General features: G+C 61.0%; 23 protein-coding genes and 1 rRNA gene (1 of these 24 running past the window's edge). 20 read left to right on the top strand and 4 right to left on the bottom strand.

Annotated features, from left to right (window positions below):
* The 3 genes from QMK50_RS14550 to QMK50_RS14540 form a co-directional block, all read right to left on the bottom strand.
* Positions 1-714, bottom strand: a 16S ribosomal RNA gene (locus QMK50_RS14550) (it extends 823 nt beyond the left edge of the window).
* 586 nt (positions 715-1,300) lie between these two features.
* Positions 1,301-2,521 (bottom strand): CaiB/BaiF CoA transferase family protein, encoded by a 1,221-nt coding sequence (locus QMK50_RS14545; RefSeq protein WP_159993024.1) that lies wholly within the window; start codon positions 2,519-2,521, stop codon positions 1,301-1,303.
* Positions 2,522-2,534: 13 nt separating this feature from the next.
* Positions 2,535-3,716 carry an acyl-CoA dehydrogenase gene (locus QMK50_RS14540; protein WP_095165182.1) on the bottom strand — a complete coding sequence of 394 codons (1,182 nt, stop codon included), beginning with the start codon at positions 3,714-3,716 and terminating at the stop codon, positions 2,535-2,537.
* A gap of 157 nt (positions 3,717-3,873) precedes the next feature.
* On the opposite strand from QMK50_RS14540, the gene QMK50_RS14535 reads away from it, so the two are divergent.
* From QMK50_RS14535 to QMK50_RS14485, 11 genes are all read left to right on the top strand, one after another.
* Complete coding sequence (locus QMK50_RS14535) at positions 3,874-4,794, top strand: LysR family transcriptional regulator (protein ID WP_159993022.1); 921 nt, start codon at positions 3,874-3,876, stop codon at positions 4,792-4,794.
* A gap of 430 nt (positions 4,795-5,224) precedes the next feature.
* Complete coding sequence (locus tag QMK50_RS14530; RefSeq protein WP_095165179.1) at positions 5,225-6,346, top strand: Re/Si-specific NAD(P)(+) transhydrogenase subunit alpha; 1,122 nt, start codon at positions 5,225-5,227, stop codon at positions 6,344-6,346.
* A gap of 15 nt (positions 6,347-6,361) precedes the next feature.
* Positions 6,362-6,685 (top strand): NAD(P) transhydrogenase subunit alpha, encoded by a 324-nt coding sequence (locus QMK50_RS14525; protein ID WP_003187010.1) that lies wholly within the window; start codon positions 6,362-6,364, stop codon positions 6,683-6,685.
* The gene (locus tag QMK50_RS14520) at positions 6,685-8,121 is read left to right on the top strand and encodes an NAD(P)(+) transhydrogenase (Re/Si-specific) subunit beta (protein WP_095165178.1); all 1,437 of its coding nucleotides are present in this window, start codon (positions 6,685-6,687) and stop codon (positions 8,119-8,121) included. The genes QMK50_RS14525 and QMK50_RS14520 overlap by 1 nt, the downstream gene beginning before the upstream one ends.
* Positions 8,122-8,301: 180 nt before the next feature.
* A complete protein-coding gene (locus tag QMK50_RS14515; protein ID WP_320333363.1) occupies positions 8,302-9,795 on the top strand; it encodes an acetyl-CoA hydrolase/transferase family protein in 1,494 nt (497 codons plus the stop codon).
* Between the two features lie 318 nt (positions 9,796-10,113).
* Positions 10,114-10,329, top strand: a complete 216-nt coding sequence (locus QMK50_RS14510) for a DUF1127 domain-containing protein (RefSeq protein WP_095110346.1) — start codon at positions 10,114-10,116, stop codon at positions 10,327-10,329.
* Positions 10,330-10,600: 271 nt separating this feature from the next.
* Complete coding sequence (locus QMK50_RS14505; RefSeq protein ID WP_095165176.1) at positions 10,601-10,810, top strand: DUF1127 domain-containing protein; 210 nt, start codon at positions 10,601-10,603, stop codon at positions 10,808-10,810.
* A gap of 174 nt (positions 10,811-10,984) precedes the next feature.
* Positions 10,985-11,302: a DUF2388 domain-containing protein gene (locus QMK50_RS14500; protein WP_166588979.1), complete on the top strand. Its 318-nt coding sequence runs from the start codon at positions 10,985-10,987 to the stop codon at positions 11,300-11,302.
* A 105-nt stretch (positions 11,303-11,407) separates the two neighbouring features.
* Positions 11,408-11,716, top strand: coding sequence for a DUF2388 domain-containing protein (locus QMK50_RS14495; RefSeq protein ID WP_159993016.1), 309 nt, complete (start codon positions 11,408-11,410; stop codon positions 11,714-11,716).
* Positions 11,717-11,744: 28 nt separating this feature from the next.
* Positions 11,745-12,065: a DUF2388 domain-containing protein gene (locus QMK50_RS14490; protein WP_095165173.1), complete on the top strand. Its 321-nt coding sequence runs from the start codon at positions 11,745-11,747 to the stop codon at positions 12,063-12,065.
* On the top strand, positions 12,062-14,023 hold the full coding sequence (locus QMK50_RS14485; protein WP_320333362.1) for a DUF4105 domain-containing protein: 1,962 nt from the start codon (positions 12,062-12,064) through the stop codon (positions 14,021-14,023). Before QMK50_RS14490 ends, QMK50_RS14485 begins: the two co-directional genes overlap by 4 nt.
* An 80-nt stretch (positions 14,024-14,103) precedes the next feature.
* Here the strand turns inward: QMK50_RS14485 and QMK50_RS14480 are convergent, their stop codons facing one another.
* On the bottom strand, positions 14,104-14,505 hold the full coding sequence (locus QMK50_RS14480) for a GFA family protein (protein WP_159993012.1): 402 nt from the start codon (positions 14,503-14,505) through the stop codon (positions 14,104-14,106).
* A 344-nt stretch (positions 14,506-14,849) separates the two neighbouring features.
* On the opposite strand from QMK50_RS14480, the gene QMK50_RS14475 reads away from it, so the two are divergent.
* From QMK50_RS14475 to QMK50_RS14435, 9 genes are all read left to right on the top strand, one after another.
* Positions 14,850-16,157 (top strand): CitMHS family transporter, encoded by a 1,308-nt coding sequence (locus tag QMK50_RS14475; RefSeq protein ID WP_095165169.1) that lies wholly within the window; start codon positions 14,850-14,852, stop codon positions 16,155-16,157.
* Positions 16,158-16,243: 86 nt separating this feature from the next.
* The gene (locus QMK50_RS14470) at positions 16,244-17,011 is read left to right on the top strand and encodes a TerC family protein (RefSeq protein ID WP_095165168.1); all 768 of its coding nucleotides are present in this window, start codon (positions 16,244-16,246) and stop codon (positions 17,009-17,011) included.
* 217 nt (positions 17,012-17,228) lie between these two features.
* Positions 17,229-18,887, top strand: coding sequence for a Na/Pi cotransporter family protein (locus QMK50_RS14465; protein ID WP_320333361.1), 1,659 nt, complete (start codon positions 17,229-17,231; stop codon positions 18,885-18,887).
* Positions 18,888-18,967: 80 nt separating this feature from the next.
* Positions 18,968-20,344, top strand: coding sequence for a pitrilysin family protein (locus QMK50_RS14460; RefSeq protein WP_320333360.1), 1,377 nt, complete (start codon positions 18,968-18,970; stop codon positions 20,342-20,344).
* A 77-nt stretch (positions 20,345-20,421) separates the two neighbouring features.
* Positions 20,422-21,465, top strand: a complete 1,044-nt coding sequence (locus tag QMK50_RS14455; RefSeq protein ID WP_159993007.1) for a DUF5924 family protein — start codon at positions 20,422-20,424, stop codon at positions 21,463-21,465.
* A 54-nt stretch (positions 21,466-21,519) separates the two neighbouring features.
* Complete coding sequence (locus tag QMK50_RS14450) at positions 21,520-22,665, top strand: ABC transporter permease (protein WP_320333359.1); 1,146 nt, start codon at positions 21,520-21,522, stop codon at positions 22,663-22,665.
* Complete coding sequence (locus QMK50_RS14445) at positions 22,662-23,465, top strand: ABC transporter ATP-binding protein (protein WP_095165162.1); 804 nt, start codon at positions 22,662-22,664, stop codon at positions 23,463-23,465. The genes QMK50_RS14450 and QMK50_RS14445 overlap by 4 nt, the downstream gene beginning before the upstream one ends.
* A 1-nt stretch (position 23,466) precedes the next feature.
* Positions 23,467-24,405, top strand: coding sequence for an MlaD family protein (locus QMK50_RS14440; protein WP_095165161.1), 939 nt, complete (start codon positions 23,467-23,469; stop codon positions 24,403-24,405).
* Positions 24,402-25,052 (top strand): ABC-type transport auxiliary lipoprotein family protein, encoded by a 651-nt coding sequence (locus QMK50_RS14435; protein ID WP_320333358.1) that lies wholly within the window; start codon positions 24,402-24,404, stop codon positions 25,050-25,052. The genes QMK50_RS14440 and QMK50_RS14435 overlap by 4 nt, the downstream gene beginning before the upstream one ends.
* Positions 25,053-25,074 lie beyond the last annotated feature (22 nt).

Below are 25,074 nucleotides of genomic sequence, written 5' to 3'. Positions count from 1 at the left end.
GGTGTTCCTTCCTATATCTACGCATTTCACCGCTACACAGGAAATTCCACCACCCTCTACCATACTCTAGCTTGTCAGTTTTGAATGCAGTTCCCAGGTTGAGCCCGGGGATTTCACATCCAACTTAACAAACCACCTACGCGCGCTTTACGCCCAGTAATTCCGATTAACGCTTGCACCCTCTGTATTACCGCGGCTGCTGGCACAGAGTTAGCCGGTGCTTATTCTGTCGGTAACGTCAAGACAGCAACGTATTAGGTTACTGCCCTTCCTCCCAACTTAAAGTGCTTTACAATCCGAAGACCTTCTTCACACACGCGGCATGGCTGGATCAGGCTTTCGCCCATTGTCCAATATTCCCCACTGCTGCCTCCCGTAGGAGTCTGGACCGTGTCTCAGTTCCAGTGTGACTGATCATCCTCTCAGACCAGTTACGGATCGTCGCCTTGGTGAGCCATTACCCCACCAACTAGCTAATCCGACCTAGGCTCATCTGATAGCGCAAGGCCCGAAGGTCCCCTGCTTTCTCCCGTAGGACGTATGCGGTATTAGCGTCCGTTTCCGAGCGTTATCCCCCACTACCAGGCAGATTCCTAGGCATTACTCACCCGTCCGCCGCTCTCAAGAGAAGCAAGCTTCTCTCTACCGCTCGACTTGCATGTGTTAGGCCTGCCGCCAGCGTTCAATCTGAGCCATGATCAAACTCTTCAGTTCAAACATCTTTGGGTTTTTAAGAAACCCTAAACTTGGCTCAGCAATCGTTGGTTACATCTTTGATTTCTCGCGGAGTAACTTGTGATGCTGATAATCTTTTTGACTATCAGTCTGACAGCACAAGCACCCACACGAATTGCTTGATTCAGTTGTTAAAGAGCGGTTGGTTAAGATCTTTCGTCTCAACCGAGGCGCGCATTCTACAGCAGCCTCATTTGCTGTCAAGTGGTATTTTTCAGAAGTTTTTGAAGATTTCCTCAACAACTTCAACCACTTGCGCTTCCGATCACTCGGTAGCGGGAGGCGAATTCTACAGCGTTACACGCTGCTGTCAACACCTCTTTTTCAACTCCTTTCGTGCTTCGATGAGCTGAAGCAACCTGCTGCCGAAAACTGCGTAACTCATTGTTTGCCAAGGAGTTTTCCGTTTCGACTGCGCCGGAAGTGGGGCGAATTATAGACACCTGAGATCTGCCGTCAACCTTTAATTTGGCTTTTCTATCAATGAGTTACGCAAAGCCAAAAAAGGCGGTACTGCGCCTTCTATATAAGCAAGGGCAAAACCGCTTCTATATAGAAGGGACGCCTAGAGCACACCAGATTCCTTGAAGGCGGCAACTGCAGCAGCATCCAGACCCAGCACACGCTGCAAGACCTCCAGCGTGTGTTCGCCCAACAGCGGCGGAGCGCTGTGGTACTCCACCGGTGTTTCGGACAGGCGAATCGGGCTGGCGACCTGCGGCACCCTACCCGCCAGTGCATGGGGCAGTTCTATCGCCAGCCCGCGCGCCTGGACCTGCGGATCAGCAAACACCTGCGACAGATCATTGATCGGCCCACAGGGCACACCCGCCTGCTCCAACTCAACCACCCACTGGGCGGTGGTCTTGAACACCGTGGCCTGACGAATCAGCGGAATCAGCACCGCGCGATTGGCCACCCGCAGCTTGTTGGTGGCAAACCTGGCATCGTCTGCCCACTGGGGCTGACCTGCCACTTCGGCAAACTTGCGAAACTGCCCGTCATTGCCCACCGTCAGGATGAAGTCGCCATCTGCCGTCGGGAAGTCCTGGTAAGGCACGATATTCGGGTGAGCGTTGCCCAACCGCTTGGGAGCAACCCCAGTCGTCAGGTAGTTCATGGCCTGGTTGGCCAGGCAAGCGACCTGGACATCCAGCAGCGCCATATCAATGTGCTGTCCACCACCGTCATGATCCCGATGCGCCAAAGCTGCCAGGATCGCAACAGTGGAGTAGAGCCCGGTCAGAATATCCGTCAGCGCCACACCCACCTTGACCGGCCCGGCACCTTCATCACCTTCAGGGCGGCCGGTCAGGCTCATCAAGCCCCCCAGGCCCTGAATCATGAAGTCATAACCTGCACGCTTGGCGTAGGGTCCGGTCTGGCCGAACCCAGTGATCGAGCAGTAGATCAAATCAGGATTGATCGCCTTGAGCGTCTCATAGTCCAAGCCATAAGCCGCCAGCCCCCCAACCTTGAAGTTCTCGATGAGGATGTCGGACTTGGCAGCCAGCTCGCGCACCAGGCGCTGCCCCTCAGGCCGGGTGAAGTCGATGGTCACCGATTGCTTGTTGCGGTTGGCCGAAAGGTAGTAGGCCGCCTCACTGGTGTTCTCGCCGTAGGCGTCCTTCAGGAAGGGCGGCCCCCAGGCGCGCGTGTCATCGCCGTTGCCCGGACGCTCGACCTTGATGACCTCAGCCCCCAGGTCCGCCAGGATCTGGCCAGCCCAGGGACCGGCCAATACGCGCGATAAATCCAGTACCCGCAAATGCGATAGCGCACCCATGGCCGCTCTCCTGTCAGTAGAACGCCTGGAGACCGGTCTGTGCACGGCCGAGAATCAGCGCGTGAACGTCGTGAGTACCTTCGTAGGTGTTGACCACCTCGAGGTTGACCAGGTGACGCGCCACACCGAACTCGTCGGAGATGCCGTTACCGCCGAGCATGTCGCGAGCCATGCGCACGATATCCAGGGACTTGCCGCAGGAGTTGCGCTTCATCATCGAGGTGATTTCCACCGCCGCCGTGCCTTCATCCTTCATGCGGCCAAGACGCAGGCAACTTTGCAGCGCCAGGGTGATTTCGGTCTGCATGTCCGCCAGTTTTTTCTGGATCAACTGGGTCGCCGCCAGGGGACGGCCGAACTGCTGGCGGTCCAGGGTGTATTGGCGCGCGGTGTGCCAGCAGAACTCGGCAGCACCCAGTGCACCCCAGGAGATGCCATAGCGGGCGGAGTTGAGGCAAGTGAACGGACCTTTCAGGCCACGCACGTCCGGGAAGATGTTCTCTTCTGGAACAAATACGTTGTCCATCACGATTTCGCCGGTGATGGAGGCACGCAAGCCGACCTTGCCGTGAATAGCCGGGGCGCTCAGGCCTTTCCAGCCTTTCTCGAGGACGAAGCCGCGGATATCGCCAGCATCATCCTTGCCCCAGACCACGAATACGTCGGCGATCGGGCTGTTGGTGATCCACATCTTGCTGCCGGTCAGGCTGTAGCCGCCTTCCACCTTGCGTGCACGAGTAATCATCGAACCCGGGTCGGAACCATGGTTCGGCTCGGTCAGACCGAAGCAACCAATCCACTCACCGGACGCAAGTTTCGGCAGGTACTTTTGTTTCTGCGCCTCAGTCCCGAACTCGTTGATCGGCACCATGACCAGGGAGGACTGCACACTCATCATCGAGCGATAGCCGGAGTCGACACGCTCGACCTCGCGGGCAATCAGCCCGTAGCAGACATAATTCAGGCCGCTGCCGCCGTACTGCTCGGGAATGGTCGCACCCAGCAGGCCGATCTCGCCCATTTCGCGGAAGATCGCCGGGTCGGTCTTTTCATGGCGGAAGGCTTCGAGGATGCGCGGAGCCAGCTTGTCCTGGGCAAACTGCGCTGCGCTGTCGCGCACCATGCGCTCCTCTTCAGTGAGCTGTTGATCCAGCAGCAGGGGATCGATCCAGTTGAAGCTAGCTTTACCGCCCATGAGCGTGTCCTCGCGAAGTAGGTCAAATATCGTGGACTGATCCTAGGCGTCGCTCACGGAATGGGCAAACGAGGATTTTGCATGCTGTTGTGCTAATTTCTCACTCCGTAATTGCCCAAAACGGCATACACGAGAATCATTAGTGAGGTTGCCGTACATGCGCAGGAAGATCCCCAGCACCGCCGCCCTGATCAGCTTCGAAGCCGCCGCCCGCCACGAGAGTTTTACCAAGGCCGCCCTGGAGCTTTCGCTGACCCAGGGCGCGATATGCCGACAGATCGCCAGCCTGGAGGAGTTTCTCAGTGTCGAACTGTTCCGACGCTCACGGCGCGGCGTAAAACTCACCGAAGCCGGCCTGTCTTACAGTCGCCGGGTGGCAACCCAATTGGACGCGGTTGAACGCGACACCCTGTCAGTGATGGGCCAGAAGGGCGCCAACGTGATCGAACTGGCGGTCGTGCCGACGTTTGGCACCCAATGGCTGCTGCCGCGACTCAAAGACTTCCAGGAGCAGCACCCGGAAGTAACGGTCAACCTGACCAACCGCACACGGCCCTTCTTGTTTGCCGACACCGACTTCGACGCCGCGATCTACTTCGGCGACGCCGACTGGTCCGGTACCGAATCCCACAGGCTGATGGGCGAAAACCCGATGCCGGTGTGCAGTCCGGCCTTACGCGGCCAGTTCATGCAGCTCAGCGCCGAGCAGATTGCCGACTTGCCCCTGCTGCAACAGACCACACGCCCGTACGCCTGGCGCCAGTGGTTCAACTCCCAGAACCTGAATATCCCCCGGGACATGACAGGTCCCCGTTACGAGCTATTCTCCATGCTCGCCCAGGCGGCAATGCATGACATGGGCATTGCCCTGATCCCGCCATTCCTGATCCAGCGCGAACTGGCGGAGAAAAGGCTGGTGATTGCCAACCCCCAGGCCCTGTCGAGTATCAAGGCCTATTACCTGATGATTCCTGACCGAAAGGTCGAATCCGCGTCTTTACGCGCATTTCGCGACTGGCTGATTCATCAGGCACATAGCTACAGCGTAGAGGGACAGGGGCCTACAGGCATTAGCTGACCTCGTAGTCAGCAAATTTAAAGCCCTACAGATATAACTATTTGTCGCATTTAAGCAGACTGTACGGAATACCTGCACAATCGTCCCACAGCCGCCTAACGGCGTGGCTTTCGCGCCTTAAATCAGGACCATGGTGCAACATTCATGCAGCCGATGAGCAAATCCCCAAATTTTCGCCAGAGTCCTTGCAAGTCACGGCCTACAAGGGATTAACCCGCCTGGTTGCGACATTCGGTCACGGGGTGACTTGTAGTTAATTTTCCGTCACCCGTCATAATCCCTTGAAGGGCACAAAGTTCGCCTGCAAAATGCCGCGCCCCGCCCGAAATACAGCGGGGTCGTGCTGATCGGCCGCCCCAGCCGCACCCTCCGCAGTGCGCTGGCCTTCTAAGAAAGATCGAAAGCAATAAGATCAAGCAGGAGATTTGACGTGCACATTGGTGTTCCTCTCGAAACCCAGACCGGTGAAACGCGGGTTGCTGCAACCCCGGAAACCATCAAGAAGCTGATCGGCCAGGGTCATAAAGTCACTGTGCAAAGCGGCGCCGGCATCAGCGCCAGCGTTGTCGACAGTGCTTATGAAGCGGCGGGTGCAGTGATTGGCAGTGCCAACGATGCATTTGGCGCAGAGCTGATCCTCAAGGTTGTCGCCCCCAGCGACAGCGAACTGAGCCTGATCAAAAGTGGAACCGTGCTGGTAGGCATGCTCAACCCGTTCAGCAATGAAACCATTGCCAAACTGGCCGAGCGTGGCATTACCGCGTTCTCCCTGGAAGCCGCGCCGCGTACCTCCCGCGCGCAAAGCCTTGATGTGCTCTCCTCGCAAGCCAACATTGCCGGCTATAAGGCCGTGCTGCTGGCCGCTCATCACTATCCGCGCTTCATGCCGATGCTGATGACCGCCGCAGGCACGGTAAAGGCTGCTCGCGTGCTGATTCTCGGCGCTGGCGTGGCGGGCCTGCAGGCCATCGCTACGGCGAAACGCCTGGGTGCGGTGATCGAAGCCTCCGACGTCCGTCCTGCAGTGAAAGAGCAGATCGAATCCCTGGGCGCCAAGTTCGTCGACGTTCCTTATGAAACCGACGAAGAGCGTGAATGCGCAGTTGGCGTCGGCGGTTACGCACGGCCGATGCCGGCCAGCTGGATGCAACGCCAGGCCCTGGCCGTGCACGAGCGCGCCAAGCAAGCCGACATTGTCATCACCACGGCCCTGATTCCTGGCCGCAAGGCCCCGGTACTGCTGAGCGCCGAGACTGTCGCCCAGATGAAACCGGGCTCGGTGGTCATCGACCTGGCGGCGGCACAGGGCGGTAACTGCCCACTGACCGTCGCGGACCAGGTGATCGTCGCGCACGGCGTGACCATCGCCGGCCCGACCAACCTGGCAGCCCAGGTCGGCGCAGATGCCTCGGCGCTGTATGCGCGCAACCTGCTGGACTTCCTCAAGCTGGTCTTCACCAAGGAAGGCCAGTTCGAGATCAACCTCGAAGACGACATCGTCGCCGCGTGCCTGATGTGCCGCGACGGCCAAGTCATCCGCAAAAACGCCTAAGCAGGGATTCAGACGATGGAAGAGCTTATCTCCCCCGGTATCTACAACCTGATCATCTTCGTGCTGGCGATTTATGTCGGTTACCACGTGGTCTGGAACGTTACACCCGCACTGCACACCCCCTTGATGGCGGTGACCAACGCGATCTCGGCAATCGTGATCGTCGGCGCCATGCTCGCGGCCGCGCTGACCGTGACCCCGCTGGGCAAGACCATGGGCACCCTGGCCGTCGCACTGGCGGCGGTGAACGTGTTCGGTGGCTTCCTGGTCACCCGTCGCATGCTTGAGATGTTCAAGAAAAAAGCCCCGAAAGCCGTAAAAGAAGAGGCGCCCAAGTAATGAGCATGAACCTCGTAACGACGCTCTACTTGATCGCGTCGATCTGCTTCATCCAGGCCCTCAAAGGCCTGTCGCACCCGACCACCTCGCGGCGCGGCAACCTGTTCGGCATGCTCGGCATGGCGCTGGCCATCCTCACCACCGTCGGCCTCATCTATAAGCTTGGGGCCGAGCTGGCCACCGCTGGTATCGGCTACGTGATCGTTGGCCTGCTGGTCGGCGGCACCGCCGGTTCGATCATGGCCAAACGGGTTGAAATGACCAAGATGCCAGAGCTGGTCGCCTTCATGCACAGCATGATCGGCCTGGCCGCGGTATTCATTGCCATCGCCGCGGTGGTCGAGCCGCAGTCGCTGGGCATCGTCAAGCAGTTGGGAGACGCGATTCCGGCCGGTAACCGCCTGGAGTTGTTCCTCGGTGCAGCCATCGGTGCCATCACCTTCTCCGGCTCGGTGATCGCTTTCGGCAAGCTCTCGGGCAAGTACAAGTTCCGTCTGTTCCAGGGCGCACCAGTACAGTTCAGCGGTCAGCACAAGATCAACCTGGTGCTGGGCCTGGCCACCTTGGGCCTGGGCATCACTTTCATGCTGACCGGCAACCTGGGTGCGTTTGCCCTGATGCTGGCCCTGGCCTTTGTGCTGGGCGTGCTGATCATCATCCCGATCGGTGGCGCCGACATGCCGGTAGTGGTGTCGATGCTTAACAGCTATTCCGGTTGGGCTGCGGCGGGTATCGGCTTCTCGCTGAACAACTCGATGCTGATCATCGCCGGCTCCCTGGTGGGCTCCAGCGGTGCAATCCTCTCGTACATCATGTGCAAGGCGATGAACCGTTCGTTCTTCAACGTCCTGCTGGGTGGCTTCGGCAACACCGCAGACGCTGCAGGTCCTGCCGGTTCGGCGGAAGCGCGTCCGGTGAAATCCGGTTCGGCTGACGACGCCACCTTCCTGCTGACCAACGCCGATACCGTAATCATTGTTCCGGGCTACGGCCTGGCGGTGGCACGGGCGCAGCACGCATTGAAGGAGCTGACCGAGAAGCTGACCCATCGCGGCGTGACCGTGAAATACGCGATCCACCCGGTGGCGGGGCGCATGCCTGGGCACATGAACGTCCTGCTGGCCGAGGCCGAAGTACCGTACGACCAGGTGTTCGAGATGGAAGACATCAACTCCGAGTTCGGCCAGGCCGACGTGGTACTGGTGCTCGGCGCCAACGACGTGGTCAACCCGGCGGCGAAGAACGATCCGAAGTCGCCGATCGCCGGCATGCCGATTCTGGAGGCCTTCAAGGCCAAGACCATCATCGTCAACAAGCGCTCGATGGCCAGCGGTTATGCCGGCCTGGATAACGAGCTGTTCTACCTGGACAAGACCATGATGGTCTTTGGCGACGCCAAGAAAGTCATCGAAGATATGGTCAAGGCAGTCGAATAAACACTGCTCCACGGCAATACCAAAAACCCCAGCCTCCCGTAGGCTGGGGTTTTTTATTGGCCTCGATTACCCGACCAAAGGCTCTAAATCAGGGGCCTGCATTCGACCATGGTAGCGGGACGAATGTTTTCGAAATCACTAGACTGCGCATCTTGCTTCCGTTGCCCGAGATAATAATCCATGTACCGTGACCGTATTCGCTTGCCTTCGTTGTTGGATAAGGTGATGAGCGCCGCCGAGGCTGCCGCTCTGATTGAGGACGGCATGACCGTCGGCATGAGCGGCTTCACCCGCGCCGGCGAAGCCAAGGCCGTGCCCCACGCACTGGCCGAGCGCGCCAAGGTCACGCCGCTGAAGATCAGCCTGATGACCGGCGCCAGCCTGGGCAACGACCTCGACAAACAATTGACCGAAGCGGGCGTCCTGGCCCGCCGCATGCCATTCCAGGTCGATAGCACCCTGCGCAAGGCGATCAACGCCGGCGAAGTGATGTTCATCGACCAGCACCTGTCGGAAACCGTGGAGCAGTTGCGCAACCAGCAACTGAAGCTGCCGGACATCGCAGTCATTGAAGCCGTGGCCATCACCGAACAAGGCCACATCGTGCCGACTACCTCGGTCGGCAACTCCGCCAGCTTCGCGATTTTCGCCAAACAGGTGATCGTCGAGATCAACCTGGCGCACAACCCGAACCTGGAAGGTCTGCACGACATCTATATCCCGACCTACCGTCCGACCCGCACGCCGATCCCGCTGACCCAGGTCGACGATCGCATCGGCAGCACCGCGATCCCGATTCCACCGGAAAAGATCGTCGCTATCGTCATCACCAACCAGTCGGACTCGCCATCCACGGTGCTGCCACCGGATAACGAGACCCAGGCCATCGCCGACCACCTGATCAACTTCTTCAAGCAGGAAGTGGACGCCGGCCGCATGACCAACAAACTGGGCCCGCTCCAGGCTGGCATAGGGAGCATCGCCAACTCGGTGATGTGCGGGTTGATCGATTCGCCGTTCGAAGACCTGACCATGTACTCCGAAGTGCTGCAGGACTCGACCTTCGACCTGATCGACGCCGGCAAGCTGAGCTTTGCCTCGGGCAGCTCGATCACCCTGTCGCAACGGCGCAATGCCGATGTATTTGGCAATCTGGAGCGCTACAAGGACAAACTGGTACTGCGCCCGCAGGAAATCTCCAACCACCCTGAAGTGGTGCGTCGCCTGGGCATCATCGGCATCAACACCGCGCTGGAGTTCGACCTGTACGGCAACGTCAACTCCACCCACGTCTGCGGCACGCGGATGATGAACGGCATTGGCGGCTCGGGTGACTTTGCCCGCAACGCCCACCTGGCGATCTTCGTCACCAAGTCGATTGCCAAGGGCGGCGCGATTTCCAGTGTCGTGCCAATGGTCAGCCACGTTGACCACACCGAGCACGACGTCGACATCCTGGTGACCGAGATCGGCCTTGCCGACTTGCGCGGCCTGGCCCCTCGGGAACGCGCCCGGGTGGTTATCGACAACTGTGTGCACCCGGACTACCGCGAAGCGCTCAATGAGTACTTCGAGAAGGCCTGTGCCATCGGCGGCCACACCCCGCACATCCTGCGCGAAGCCCTCAGTTGGCACATGAACCTGGAAGAAATCGGGCGCATGCTCGCCGTGTGATTGGTACAGATGGCGGCCGGCGAAAACACTTTTTTGCCGGCCCGCTATCTTTTACCCAATAGCTGACAAAAACTGTACTGCTGTACCGGTCTTTTCCTAGGTAAAAAGCCTACCTTTTCCGACTAAAACCTACAAAACGCACCATAAACGTGCATATAGGTACAGTTGCCTCAATTTAGACCAGTACACCACCCTTTAACAGTTAACTGGTCTCTCACAATACAGGTGAACTGTATCTACAGAGACTGGCCAAACGAGAGGATCATGGGCACCAGTTAAACCACTACCTAATCCCGCCACAAGCGGAAGGATGTCACCATGGAACGTACACTCAGTTCCGAACTGTTCTTCGAAGACAACGCTGTAAAAACCCAGGCTTCCATGCCTCTTCGCGTTCTCGCCAACCTGATGCTGTGGCAGCGCCGCATCTCCAGCCGCCACCAACTGGCTCGCCTGGATTCGCGTCTGCTGGCTGACGCAGGGATTAGCGAAGCGCAACGCTACGAAGAGCTGAGCAAGCCGTTCTGGCGCTAAGTTAGCGTCGCTGGCCCTGACCTTCCGGGGTCCACCGCCAGCACTCTGAATTGCACACACAAGACCCGTCGCGGGAAACCGCGACGGGTCTTGTCGTTTCAGGGCAAAAAAAACGCTGGTACAGAAGGTACTGCGCAAGATAGGTACAGTTGCAATAAATATAAAATTGCACCAGTACAATTTAACCCCAGTGTCACTGACCCGCTGAACCGCAAGGGTTCAACATGATCTCCCAAGGCTGTACTTTCAGCCTTCGCGCGAGGAATTGAGCATGGACACTTCACTCGAGATATCCCTATCGCACCGCCCACGGCGCGGCCTGCTGGGGCTGTTGACAAGGTTGATCAGGGCCACAGGCCAATGCCGGGAACGGGCGCGTACCCGCCACTTGCTGGCCCAGCTCAATGACCAGCAACTGTCCGATATCGGTATCAGCCACGCAGACCGCATGGCCGAACTGGAGCGCTCCTTCTGGCAATAGTGGACGGCAAAAGGAAGACAGGACTGTTCGAACCCCTGAACATGCGCCTAATATCCAGATACAACGTGGCGAACACTGCGCGGTACGCGTCTGATTGTTCAGGCACCGTGCGGCTCGCGGTGGTTGTCTGGCGTTTTCCAACGCCTCTTTTTTGTTCTTAACAGGAGTTACCCCATGTCCCGTCTTCGTCTGCTCAGCGCTGCAGCCCTGCTGGCCGTGGCTGCCAATTCGCACGCCACCAGCTTCATCGTCACCACGGACGCTGTAGTCGGCGCACTCAAAGCCACTTCCGACGCCACCTCCGACGTCACTTCTTCGTTCAAAGACGACAAGATCGTGCGCGCAGCCCGTGATGACGCGGCCAGCTTCGTCGCCAGCGAAGGTGCCATCCGCGGCGTTCGCCTGGAAAGTGCCCTGGAGCACATCCGCAAGCAGGTTCCACAGTTGAGCGCAACTGACGCCCAACTGGCTCAGGCTATCCTGACCATCTGATTGCAGGCTCCGGACGGGGTGGCCTGAGCTGCCCCGTTTGCCAAGGCCTGGCTCTGGGCCGGGCATTGCGCTAGCCTTGGGGCTGGTTTCCAGCTGTCCGGTCCCATGGATTTTCTTTCAAAAGCACTGTTCGTCCCCGCCACATTCATCGCCTGCTGGATCACCTCGGCCCATGCCCTGGACCTGACCACGCAGAACCTGGTCGTCACCGCCTATGCCACAAGCATGGTGACCTGCGCCCCCTTCGACCATAAACTGCTGCGCGCCGCGCACGATGATGCGGCAGCCTTTGTTGCCAGCAATGGCCAACTGCGAGGAGCGCGCCTGGAGTCGGCCCTGGTTTACCTGCACCAGAACCGGGCAAAACTTCATGCAAGTGATCTTGAACTGGCACAGGCAATTCTCGTCCAATAGTTATCCCACGTTCTTCCGGAGTCGTTCCATGCGTAGCCCGCTGATTGCTGCCACCCTCGGCCTATTGTTGTTGGCCGACATGGCCCAGGCCCAAACCCTGGTAGCCACCAGTAACATCATTATCCGTGCCTCCCAGCGCACCCTCGATTTCACCTCGGACACGACGACGTCCATCCGCGACTCGAAAGTCGTACGCGATGCCCACGACGACGCGGCAAGTTTCGTTGCCAGCAATGGCGATATTCGTGGCGCGCACCTGGAAGCAGCCTTCGACACCTTGCGCACCCGCGTGCCGGAAGCCCGCGACGCCAGTGACCAGGTACTCGCCGAAGCCATCCTCGCACTGTGAGGTCGTTCGTCACCGGGCTGCTGACCGCTGCCGCGCTGCTGTTTGGCACAACGGCCCAGGCCGGCCTGCAACTGCACCTCAAGACCGAAGGCTTGAGCCCGGCAGAACAGCAGGCCAGCCAGGCCTTGCTGGACGAGGCGATGCAGGCGCTGCCGCCGCACTTCGTCGAGCAACTGGACCGACGGATCAATGTCGGCTGGACCGACAACATGCCGGCCAACGCCTACGGCCAGGCCTCCCTGGTGTCCGAACTCGACCTCAACCGCAAGCTGCTACCTGGCTTGACGGACGGTAGCGCTGCCACTAAAAAGACCCATCGTCCCCACGGCACCGTACGCCGCGAGATGCTGGCCACGGTGCTGCACGAACTGACCCACATCTACGACCGTGCGCGTTTATGGCCCGGCCCCGAACGCCTGCTGATCCAGCGCTGTACCCGGCAGCACAACAGTTCGGGCCTGATCGGCATGCCCGATCAATGCCGCGGCCAGAACGACCGGCGCTTCACCCTCAGCGATGACCCACGCCTGCTGGACCTGGCCGGCTGGCAGCAGTACGTGGGCCGGCGCGGGGAACGTGAACAGCACAACCGCCAGATCGCACGCAGCCCGGACCTGTACGAAACCAGCAGCCCCAAGGAGTTCGTCGCGGTCAACATGGAGTACTTCCTCCTCGACCCGAGCTACGCCTGCCGCCGTCCGGCGCTGTACCGCTATTACCAGGAGCACTTTGGCTGGGCACCAGCGGCCAAGGACAACTGCGCCACGTCTTTCGCCTTTCTCAATGCCGGCAACGACTTTGGCAAACAGCCGCTGGGGCAGGTCGATCCGGAGCGGGTCTACGCCGTCGATTACCTGCTCGCCGAAGCGAACCAGAACCTCGTCAGCCGCTGGGGCCACAGCATGTTGCGCCTGGTGATCTGTGCACCCGGGCGCCCGCGTGGACCGGATTGCCGGCTGGATCTGGAATATTCCCTGGTGCTGTCCTACCGCGCCTTCGTCGGTGACGTACAGCTGTCGAGTTGGGATGGCCTGGTCGGCAAGTACCCCTCGCGGCTATTTGTGCTGCCCCTGGCACAAGTCATCGACGAGTACACCAAGACCGAATTGCGTAGCCTGGCGTCCGTCCCGCTGACCCTGTCGCGCAGCGAAATCGACGAAGTGGTGGAGCACGCTGCCGAGATGCACTGGAGCTACGACGGTAATTACTTCTTCCTGTCCAACAACTGCGCCGTAGAGAGCCTGAAACTGTTGCGCAGTGGTAGCAACAATCCGCAACTGGTCGGCCTGGACAGCATCATGCCCAACGGCCTGCTGGAAGTGCTCAAGGCCCGCGGCCTGGCCGACACCAGCGTGCTCGACGATCAACGTGAGGCCTTGCGCCTGGGTTATCGCTTCGATTCATTCCGCGACCGCTATCAAGCCATGTTCGAGGTGCTGAAAAAGCACCTGCCGATCAAGCAGGACAAGGTCGAAGACTGGTTGACTGCAAGCGCTGCCGATCGTCGTCAATGGTTCGGCCAGGCCGACCTGCGCACCAGCGCCGCCTTGCTGTTGCTGGAGCAGGCGAGCTTCCGCCAGCAGTTGCTGCTGGCCCAGAACGAAGTCAAGCAACGCTACCTCGATGCGCGGGAGCTGGAGAATGGCGGTATGGACCGGGCCAACAAGACCCTGCAGCAGATCCTCGCCAACAGCGGCTTCCTCAGTCGCCCGGCGGAGTTGCTCGACGAGGGTGGCTACGGGTTGCCGCAAGCCAACGAATGGCAACGCCTGGAAGCTGAAAGCAGCAGCCGCCAGAAGATACTGCAAGCCTTGACCGGCGACCTCGACAAAGAGGCCCGCGCCCTGCTGGAGCCGGCCCGGGCAGCGGAGATCGCCGCCAACGAAGCCAACGTCAAGCAATTGGGTGAACACCTGCGGGCACTGCACAAGGCGGCAGGCGGCCTGGAACTGCCCTGAGCCCCAGGTGCAAGGTAGCCTGCGCTGGGCATTACGAACGTCCTGCGGCCGTTGACGCAGCCTCGCAGGCTCGACAGCTGCTACAGGGTTTCTTCCGGTTCTTCGGGGAGGTGTTCGTCCAGGTGCAGCCAAGGCAATCGACTGTCGGTCCAGATATGCCGTTCGGCAGGCGCCCGCTCCGGGTGATCCAGGGTGGCAATGGTCACATCGATGCTGTCCGGGCTCAGGTGCGTAATCAATGCCAGTTGGGCACCACAATGGCCACAGAAGTAGCGCACACAGCTGGCCGAAGAGTCGTACTGCGCCGGGGTGCCCGCCAGCCACTGGAAGGCTGAACGGGGCAGGGTGATCCAGGTGGTCACCAGGCCGCCACTGACCCGCCGGCAAATCGAGCAGTGGCAATGGGCGATGTCCTGCAACGGCCCGCTGAATTGATAACGCAGCTGCCCGCAATGGCAGCCGCCGGTGTGAAGTTCGCTCATGCCGACCCTCCTGATCCCCAACTGCACCCCATCAATCCGGGGCACTGCCCAGCACTTTAAGCCTCGCCAGGCGCGCTTGCACATCTCGTCCGGTGTTTGTCTGGCGAAAGGTAGCTGAAAGGTTTGCCGATTAGGATCGCCCCCACTGCCGGCAAAAGACCGGTTGGCCAACGCGAAATCCGCAACGTTCGCCCGGCCCAATTAACAACAACAATGGTGATTCTGATGTCCGCTCGCACCCGCCTGTTCGCCCCGACTCCCTTCGTACGCCTCGTGCTTCCCGTTCTGCGCTGACCCCCAACCGGTCCGCCATTCCCTAGTCGCGCTACGTCTGGAGTATTCCCATGCTGACTTTCCTTGGCTTTGCCATGGTCATCACGTTCATGTACCTGATCATGACCAAGCGCCTGTCGGCGCTGATCGCCCTGATCATCGTGCCGATCCTGTTCGCCCTGTTTGGCGGTTTTGCGCCGAAAATCGGCCCAATGATGCTCGAAGGCATCACCAAGCTGGCCCCGACCGGGGTGATGCTGATGTTCGCCATCCTCTATTTCGCCCTGATGATCGACTCCGGCCTGTTCGACCCGGCCGTGCGCAAGATCCTCAAGCTGGTCAAGGGTGACCCGCTGAAAGTATCCGTCGGCACCGCGGTGCTGGCCCTGGTGGTGTCCCTGGACGGTGACGGCGCCACCACCTACATGATCTGCGTGGCCGCCATGCTGCCGCTGTACAGCCGCATCGGCATGAGCCCGCGCATCATGGCCGGCCTGATCATCCTGGCCGGTGGCGTGATGAACATGACCCCCTGGGGCGGTCCGACCGCACGCGCCGCCAGTGCACTGCACGTCGACCCGTCGGATATTTTTGTGCCGATGATCCCGGCGATGCTCGCCGGTGTGGTGGCGATCCTGGCGATTGCCTACATGTACGGTAAACGTGAGCGCGCGCGCCTGGGTGAACTGCATTTGATCGGCGATGAAATCGACCACAGCGAAATCAGCGTGTCACAGTTCCCGGATGCCCGTCGGCCGAAGCTGATCTGGTTCAACGGCGCCCTGACCCTGGGCCTGATGTGTGCCTTGATCGCCGGCCTGCTGCCACTGCCGGTGCTGTTCATGGTCGCGTTCAGCATCGCCATGATCGTCAACTACCCATGCCTGCAACAGCAGAAAGACCGCGTCGCGGCTCACGCCGGCAGTGTGCTGGCAGTCGTCGGGCTGATTTTCGCCGCGGGTATCTTCACCGGCATCCTGACCGGTACCGGCATGGTCGACGCGATGTCGAAAAGCCTGCTGGCAGTGATCCCGGACTTCCTCGGCCCTTACCTGGCCGTGATCACAGCCCTGGTGAGCATGCCGTTCACCTTCTTCATGTCCAACGATGCATTTTACTATGGCGTGTTACCGGTTCTTGCCGAGGCCGCCAGCCACTACGGCATCACCGCCGTGGAAATGGCCCGCGCCTCGATCGTTGGCCAACCCGTGCACCTGCTCAGTCCGCTGGTTCCATCGACCTACCTGCTGGTGGCGCTGGCCGGGATCGAGTTCGGCGATCACCAGCGCTTCACCCTCAAGTGGGCAGTTCTGGTTTGCCTGTGCATAATGTTCGCTGCGTTGCTGATGGGGATATTTCCGCTGTTCAGCACTCTATAAGAGCATCAACTCACCGCGCCGCCAGCTAGACTTCGAGTTTTGAAGCCGCTGGCGGCGTGGTTTAACACATCCTCAAAGGAATACACATGGAATGGCTGACCAACCCAGAGATCTGGGTTGCCTTCTTGACACTGACGGCCCTGGAAATCGTCCTGGGCATCGACAACATCATCATGATTTCGATCCTGGTCAGCCGCATGCCCAAGCATATGCAGGCACGCACCCGGATCTTCGGCCTGGCCCTGGCCATGGTCACCCGGATCCTGTTGCTGCTGTCGATCACCTGGGTAATGCGCCTGACCGCCGACCTGTTCGTGGTCTTCGGCCAGGGCATTTCCGGACGCGACCTGATCCTGTTCTTCGGTGGCCTGTTCCTGCTGTGGAAAAGCTCCCAGGAGATGTACCACGCACTGGAAGGTGAAGACGAAACATCCGAAGAGCCTACCGGCAAGGGCGGCAACTTCCTCTACACCATCATCCAGATCGCGATCATCGACATCGTGTTCTCCCTGGACTCGGTCATCACCGCCGTGGGCATGGTTTCTCATGTGCCGGTCATGGTCGCCGCGATCGTCGTTGCCGTCCTGGTGATGATGCTGGCTGCCGGCACCATCAGCACCTTCATCGACAAGCACCCGTCGCTGAAAATGCTGGCGCTGTCGTTCCTGCTGGTGGTCGGTACCGTGCTGATCGCCGAAGCCTTCGAAGTGCATGTGCCAAAAGGCTATGTCTACTTCGCTATGGCCTTCTCGCTGGCAGTGGAAGCGGTCAACATCAAGATGCGCACCGCAATCGCGAAAAAGCGCAAGCAGCAGGACCCTGTCAAGCTGCGCAAGGACATCCCGGGCCAGTAACCTGAACCGGATGTAGGAAGAAGGGGGCTCTCGCAAGCCCCCTTTTTTACGTCCGCATGAAGCTGTTTTCATGACAGTTTTGTTTCATTTGACGCTTTAGGCATGCGATGCTGGCGCCACGGCCGTTAGCGAACTACAGCTTAAGTACAGAATGTAGAAAATCGCGCGGTACCGCTGACTTGCCCCTTTGGGGCGCTATTCCACCAGGGGGCCTGTCATGCTGACCCTGCTCAATTTATTGTCTGCCGTGGCCTTGCTGATCTGGGGCACGCACATCGTCAGAACCGGCATCTTGCGGGTCTACGGCTCCAACTTGCGCCATGTCATTGGCCGCAACATGTCCAAGCGCTGGCTGGCCTTCATTGCCGGGATCCTGGTCACGGCCATGGTCCAGAGCAGCAACGCCACCGCGATGCTGGTGACCTCCTTTGTCGGCCAAGGCCTGATGGCACTGACCCCCGCGCTGGCGACCATGCTCGGCGCCGATGTCGGTACCGCACTGATGGCCCGCGTCCTGACTCTGGACCTGTCCTGGCTGTCGCCGCTGCTGATTTTCCTCGGGGTGATCCTGTTCCTCTCACGCAAGCAGACCCGCGTGGGCCAAATGGGTCGAGTCAGCATTGGCCTGGGACTGATCATCCTGGCACTGCAGCTGATCGTCGAAGCGGCCGCGCCGATCACCCACGCCCAGGGCGTCAAGGTGCTGTTTGCCTCCCTGACGGGCGACATCCTGCTCGATGCCTTGATCGGCGCACTGTTCGCGATGATTTCCTACTCCAGCCTGGCTGCCGTCCTGCTCACCGCGACACTCGCCGGTGCCGGGGTCATCAGCTTGCCCGTGGCCATCGGCCTGGTGATTGGCGCCAACATCGGCAGCGGGGTGCTGGCCTTCCTCAGTACCAGCATGCAGAACGCCGCTGGCCGCCAAGTGGCGCTGGGCAGCCTGCTGTACAAGTTGATCGGGCTGCTGCTGATCATTCCGGTACTCGACCCCCTCGTGCACTGGATGGACAGTCTCGACTACAGCCCGCAGGGCCTGGTGATCGGCTTTCATCTGCTCTACAACACGGCGCGCTGCCTGGTGCTGCTGCCCAGCGTCGGCCCCATGGCGCGGCTGTGTGCCTGGCTGCTGCCAGAACGCCCGGAAACCAACGGCCAGGCCAAGGCCAGGCACCTGGACCTGACCGCCCTGGTCACCCCCAGCCTGGCCCTGGCCAATGCAGCGCGGGAAACCCTGCGCATGGGCGATCTGATCGAGAACATGCTCCAAGCCATGCTCGACGTGCTGCATGGCAAGCAGACCGCGGTGCCCCAGCAAATGCGCAGCCTGAGCGATGACGTCGAGGCCCTCTACAGCGCGATCAAGCTCTACCTGGCGCAGATGCCCCGCGAAGACCTGAGTGACCAGGACAGCCGGCGCTGGGCAGAGATCATCGAACTGGCGATCAACCTGAAACTGGCCTCGGACCTGATCGAGCGCATGTTGCGCAAAGTCCAGCAGCAAAAGACCTCGCAGCGCCGCTCCTTTTCCGATGTGGGCCTGGAAGAACTCGCCGGGCTGCACCAGCAGTTGATCGCCAACCTGCGCCTGGGGCTCTCGGTGTTCCTCAGCGCCGACAAGGAAAGCGCCCGGCAATTGCTGCGTGAGAAACGGCGCTTCCGTGCCCAGGAAAGGCGCCTGGCCCACGCCCACGTCAGCCGCCTGCAACGCAAGATCGTACAAAGCATCGAGACCAGTTCCCTGCACCTGGAACTGATCGCCGACATGAAACGCTTGAACTCGCTATTCTGCAGCAGCGCCTATGTGGTGCTGGAGACCTCCGAAACCGGCGCCCTGGCGGTCGACGACATAGCTGACATCACCCATTCTCCCTGAACGTCTAGCGTTGCCAGCAGTCATTTGCAAAGCTTGAGGGAAAACCCCGCTCCCCGCATTTACCCGCCAGGAAGGTTGTTATGCGTTGTCTGTTGTTTGCGTGCCTGCTGCTGGGCTCCTCCTGCACCTGGGCCCTGGACCGTCTGCAAGTCGAGGGCTACGTGCTGCAAAACGGTCTGCAGATCCTGCTCAAGCCGAGCGCTGAGCGTGGGCATGTGGCAATCCGCCTGGTCGTCGGCGTGGGCCTCGACGACTTTTCCTGCGCCGACAAGGAACTGCCACACCTGCTGGAGCATGTGCTGTTCAGCGGTATCGATGCCGGCGGCGAAGGAGGGCTGGAGGAGCGCATGCAAGGCCTTGGCGGGGAATGGAATGCCTTCACCAGCAATGCCGACACCACCTTTGTCATCGAGGCTCCGGCGAAGAACCAGCGCAAGGTCCTCGACTTGCTCCTGGCGCTGCTGACCGAAACCCACATCGACGACAACGCGATCGATGCCGCCAAACAGGTGGTCGAACGTGAAGACGGTGGCCACTACTCCCACCTGCAGCGCTGGCTCGATCGCCAGGACCTGGGCCATACCGCCAGCAACCAGTTGGCCGTGGAACTGGGGCTCAAGTGCCAGGAGCGCTCCGAAGTCCACTCGCTGAACCGTGAACAGCTGGAACAGGTACGCCAGGAGTGGTACGCCCCCAACAACATGACACTGATCGTCGTCGGCGACCTCGATCGCCTGTTGCCGGCCTACCTGGAGCGCACCTACGGTCATCTGAAGCCGGTCGAACCCACGGTGCACCCGGCCCTGGCGCAGTTACAAAGCCCGGCCCAGGCCGAACGGAATCTGATCCACGGCTGGGTCGGCGATGCAGCCAAGCTGCACTGGCTATTCCCTGAGCCGATCCTCGACGACCAATACGACGAAACCTACGACCTGCTCAAGGATTACCTCGACTGGGCGCTTTACCGCCAGTTGCGCCTGGCCCACAGCCTGTCCTACGGCCCCGCAGCGGAGCGCGAAGTGTTTGGCGGAGTCGGCTTCATGAGCCTGAACGCGGACCTGGAGCGCGATGACCTGGCCCAGGCGCAGCAGGTACTGGCGCAGCTCAAGGCCGACCTGCTGCACAAGGGCCTCGACCCGGCCACTTTTGCGCGCCTCAAACAGGCCGCCATCGCCCGTCAGGCTTGGGCGGTGCAGGGTAATAGCGCACTGGCCGACTATTACTGGGGTGCCTTGGGCGACTTTGCAGACGGACGATTTGCCGACCCGGTCAAGCGCCTGCGTGCCGTGACGCTCAAACAGGCGAACCTGGCCCTGCGGCAACTGCTCGAACAGCCAGGATACGTGCGCATCGAAAAACCGCTGCTCAGCTATGATCAACTGACCTGGCTGCTGGGTGGGGTAGTCGGGTTATTGCTGCTCGGCGCACTGGATTGGCGCTTTCATCGCCGAACATGAAGGTGCACGGCGACCGGATGTCTCCCGGCGCTGGTATCCTAGGCGGGTTTTTCCTACGAACATTGTGAACCGCCAAAATGCCGAACCTGACCCTCTACGTCCAGCGCATCCTCGAGCTGATGAAGCGCTACCCCGGGGTCATCGCGCTCGGTGGTTTCATCTCGGGGGTCGGCAGCTTCATCCTCGTGGACCGCCAGCAAGGCCTGGCCACCTGGATCGCGATCATCATGCTGGTCAGCTGGGTCTGGCTGATGCTGGAAAACAGCCTGACGCAGTTGTTCACCAAGGTATTCAAGCGCGAGATTCCGCAGCCGCTGCTGCGCTACGCGACCCAGATGATCCACCAGGAAAGCCTGTTTTTTGTCCTGCCGTTCTTTTTCATCACCACGACCTGGAACAGCGGGCAACTGGCGTTCACCGGGCTGCTTGGCGCCGCTGCGCTGATTTCCATCACTGACCCGCTCTATTACAAATGGCTGGCCCCACGCCGCTGGTTGTTCCTGGCGATGCACACCCTGACGCTGTTTGCCGCCCTGCTGACCGCCTTGCCGATCATCCTGCACCTGACCACCTCGCAGAGTTTCAAGCTGGCGCTGGGCATTGCCATGCTCCTGTCCTTCCCGAGCCTGGCGTCGATCTTTCCGATTCGCACCGTGCGCGGTGGCCTCAGCGTGCTGTGCATCACCGTGGCGATCGGCGCCACCGGCTGGTTCCTGCGCTCCTGGGTACCGCCAGCCACCCTGTGGATGACCGAGGTGGCGATCAGCACCCAGTTGCAGGACCGCACCCCGGGCGCCAGCCTGGAGCAGGTCAGCGTCGCCCAGTTGCGGGGCGACGGCCTGTACGCCTACACCGCCATCAACGCCCCGCGCGGTCTGGACGAACGGATCTATCACGTGTGGAAATTCAACGGCAAGGAAGTCGACCGTATCGCCCTGGATATCCACGGTGGGCGCAAGGAGGGCTACCGGGCCTGGACCCACAAGCAGAACTTCCCTGGCAACCCGGCCGGAAAATGGCAGGTCCGGGTGCTGACCGAAGACGGCCAGGTGATTGGTGTGCTGCGCTTCGTGGTCACCGACACAGGTCAAGACAACCCGGCGCCGAACCAGGCAAAGTAACAAGGTTCGTGCTATTAGGTAGCACTGCGTCGCAGCCGAACAAGCAAGGAGCTTATGAGCGATACGACAACCGGCACTGCCCAGCTCGATACTTCCCACAGCCCTGCGCAGCTCAGGGTCACGGGCGACTGGACGCTTGCCCACTACGCCAACCTCAAGCAGTTGAGCGAAACCCTCAAGGGCCAGTATGACGACCGCGCCACCATTGACCTCAATGGCCTGGGCGCGCTCGACACCGCCGGTGCCTCCTTGCTGGTCGAATTGCTGGGGGCAGAGCGCCTCGGCAAAACCGCCGAGCATCCCGACTGCAGCCTGAGCGCCGCAGACCGCGCGCTGCTGCAAACGGTCTATGACTCGATGGCCGACTTCTGTGTCCCGGTAAAACAACCCGAGATCAACGTCGGCATTCAGTTGCTGACCCGGATTGGCCGGGCCGTGGACACCGTCTGGCAAGACTCGCTGAAACTGCTGGGGTTCGTCGGCCTGATCCTGGAAACCATCGCCCGCGGCCTGTTTCGTCCCTCCCGCTGGCGGATTACGCCCATGGTCGCGCACATTGAGCAGACCGGGCTTGATGCTGCTCCGATCGTCGCGCTGCTGACCTTCCTGGTGGGCGCGGTCGTGGCCTTCCTAGGCGCCACGGTGCTCGCCAGTTTTGGCGCCAGCATCTTTACCGTGGACCTGGTGGCGTTCTCGTTCCTGCGTGAATTCGGCGTGCTGCTGACCGCGATCCTCATGGCGGGCCGCACCGCCAGTGCCTTTACCGCACAAATCGGCTCGATGAAGGCCAACGAAGAAATCGACGCCATCCGCACCCTGGGCCTGGACCCGGTCGAACTGCTGGTGGTGCCGCGGGTCCTGGCGTTGCTGGTGGCCCTGCCGATGCTGACGTTCCTGGCGATGCTCTCGGGGATTGTCGGCGGCGGCGTGGTCTGCGCCCTCTCGCTGGATATCTCGCCGGCGATGTTCCTCTCGCTGCTGCAGTCGGATATCGGCGTCCAACACTTCCTGGTAGGCATGGTCAAGGCGCCGATCTTCGCCTTCCTGATCGCCGCCGTCGGCTGCCTGGAAGGCTTCAAGGTCAGCGGCAGTGCCGAGTCCGTTGGCGCCCACACCACCTCCAGCGTGGTGCAATCGATTTTCGTGGTGATCGTCCTGGATGCGGTCGCCGCACTGTTCTTTATGGAGATGGGCTGGTGAGTCGCTTACCCCGTGCGCCGACCGAGGCGGTGATCGAAGTCCGTGGGCTGTGCAATCGATTCGGCAGCCAGAGCGTGCATGAAAACCTCGACCTGGATTTGTACAAGGGCGAGATTCTCGGCGTGGTGGGTGGCTCCGGCAGCGGCAAGTCGGTGTTGCTGCGCAGCATCATTGGCCTGCGCCAGCCTAGCGAAGGGGCTGTGACGGTGTTCGGCAAGAACCTGCCGAGCCTCTCGGAGCACGAACGTTCGATGGTGGAACGGCGCTTCGGCGTGCTGTTCCAGAAGGGCGCGCTGTTTTCGTCGCTGACCGTGACGGAAAACGTCGCGCTGCCGCTGATCGAGCATGCCGGGCTGAGCCGCGCGGATGCCGAACACCTGGCCGCGGTGAAGCTGGCGCTGGCCGGGCTGCCGCTGTCGGCCGCCGACAAATACCCGGCCTCGCTGTCCGGTGGCATGATCAAGCGCGCGGCCCTGGCCCGGGCGCTGGCGCTGGACCCGGACATCCTGTTTCTCGATGAACCGACCGCCGGCCTCGACCCCATTGGCGCGGCCGCCTTCGATCAATTGATCCTGACCCTGCGCGATGCGCTGGGGCTGAGCGTGTTCCTGGTCACCCATGACCTCGACACGCTCTACACCATCACCGACCGGGTGGCGGTGCTGGCGCAGAAGAAGGTGCTGGTGGCGGATGCCATCGATGTCGTCTCGGAAACCGACGACGCCTGGATTCACGAATACTTTCATGGCCCTCGCGGCCGCGCGGCGCTTGGCGCCGCTTCACAGCTCAACGAGGTATGACATGGAAACCCGAGCCCATCATGTATTGATCGGCCTGTTCACCGTCCTGGTAGTGGCCGGTGCCTTGCTGTTCGGTCTGTGGCTGGCCAAATCCAGCGTCGACAGCGAGTTCAAGGACTACGAGGTGGTCTTCAACGAGGCGGTCAGCGGCCTGTCCAAAGGCAGCGCGGTGCAGTACAGCGGGATCAAGGTTGGCGATGTGGTGAGCCTGCGCCTGGACCCCAAGGACCCGCGCCGGGTCCTGGCACGCATCCGCCTGGGCGGCGATACCCCGATCAAGGAAGACACCCAGGCCAAGCTGGCCCTGACCGGCATCACCGGTACCTCGATCATCCAGCTCAGTGGCGGTACACCACAAAGCCCTGAATTGCGGGGCAAGGACGGCAAGTTGCCGGTGATTGTCGCCTCGCCATCGCCTATCGCGCGCCTGCTGAACAACAGCGACGACGTGATGAGCAGCATTAACCGCCTGCTGTACAACGCCAACCAGATGCTCTCGCCGGAGAACGTCGACCGCCTCGGCAAGACCCTGGCCAACCTGGAGCAAACCACCGGGGCCATTGCCGAGCAGCGGGGCGATATCCGCCAAGCCATGCAGCAACTGTCGGCCATCGGCAAACAGGCCACCGCCACCCTGGAACAGACCACCGCGCTGATGCGCAACGCCAACGGCCTGCTCAACGACCAGGGCAAGCAGATGTTCGGCAGCGCCGGACAAGCGATGAAGTCCCTGGAGCAAAGCACGGCAACCATCAATACGCTGCTGACGAGCAATCAGGACGCCCTGAGCAACGGCATGCAGGGTCTCAACGGCCTGGCGCCGGCCGTGCGCGAGTTACGCGATACCCTGAGCTCGCTGCGGGCCATCTCTCGTCGCCTGGAGTCCAACCCTAGCGGTTACCTGCTCGGCAGCGACACGGACAAGGAGTTCACACCATGAAGCGCGTCTACCGCCCATTCGCCCACGGCGCCCTGCTGGCAAGCCTGGCCCTGGCCAGCGCCTGCTCGATTCTGCCCAAGGCCGAGCCGCAGGATGTGTATCGCCTGCCTGCAACCCAAGGCCCGGCCGCCACGACGCGAGCCACTCCTGTGACGTGGTCGCTGCGTCTGGCCAAGCCGCAAGCGGGCGATGTGCTTAACAGCGCAAAAATCGCAGTGATTCCCCAAGGCGACTTGATCAGCAGCTACAAGGCCTCGCGCTGGAGCGATCCCACCCCGATCCTGCTGCGTAACCGCCTGCTCGACGGCTTCGCCGAGGATGGCCGGGTGCGCCTGCTGAGCACCGATGACAGCAACCTGCAGACTGACCTGGAACTGGCTGGCAACCTGCAGGCGTTCCAGAGTGAGTACCAGGGCAATGGCGTGCAGGTGGTGATTCGCCTGGATGCCCTGCTGGTGCGCGGCAGCGATCAGCGCATCCTCGCCAGCAAGCGCTTTGAAGTGCGCCAGCCGGTGAGTGACGTCAAGGTGCCAGGCGTGGTCACCGGGTTTGGCCAGGCCGGCGATACGCTGACCCGACAAGTGGTTGCCTGGACGGTGGAGCAGGGACAGCGGCACGCTCCCAAACCCGCAGCAGCATCCTTGTAGCAGCTGTCGAGCCCGCTTGCGG

The organism is Pseudomonas sp. P5_152, assembly GCF_033989915.1.
GTDB lineage: Bacteria > Pseudomonadota > Gammaproteobacteria > Pseudomonadales > Pseudomonadaceae > Aquipseudomonas.
The sequence above is the reverse complement of the archived record's forward strand: the minus strand, read 5'-3'. Positions and strand labels throughout refer to the sequence as shown.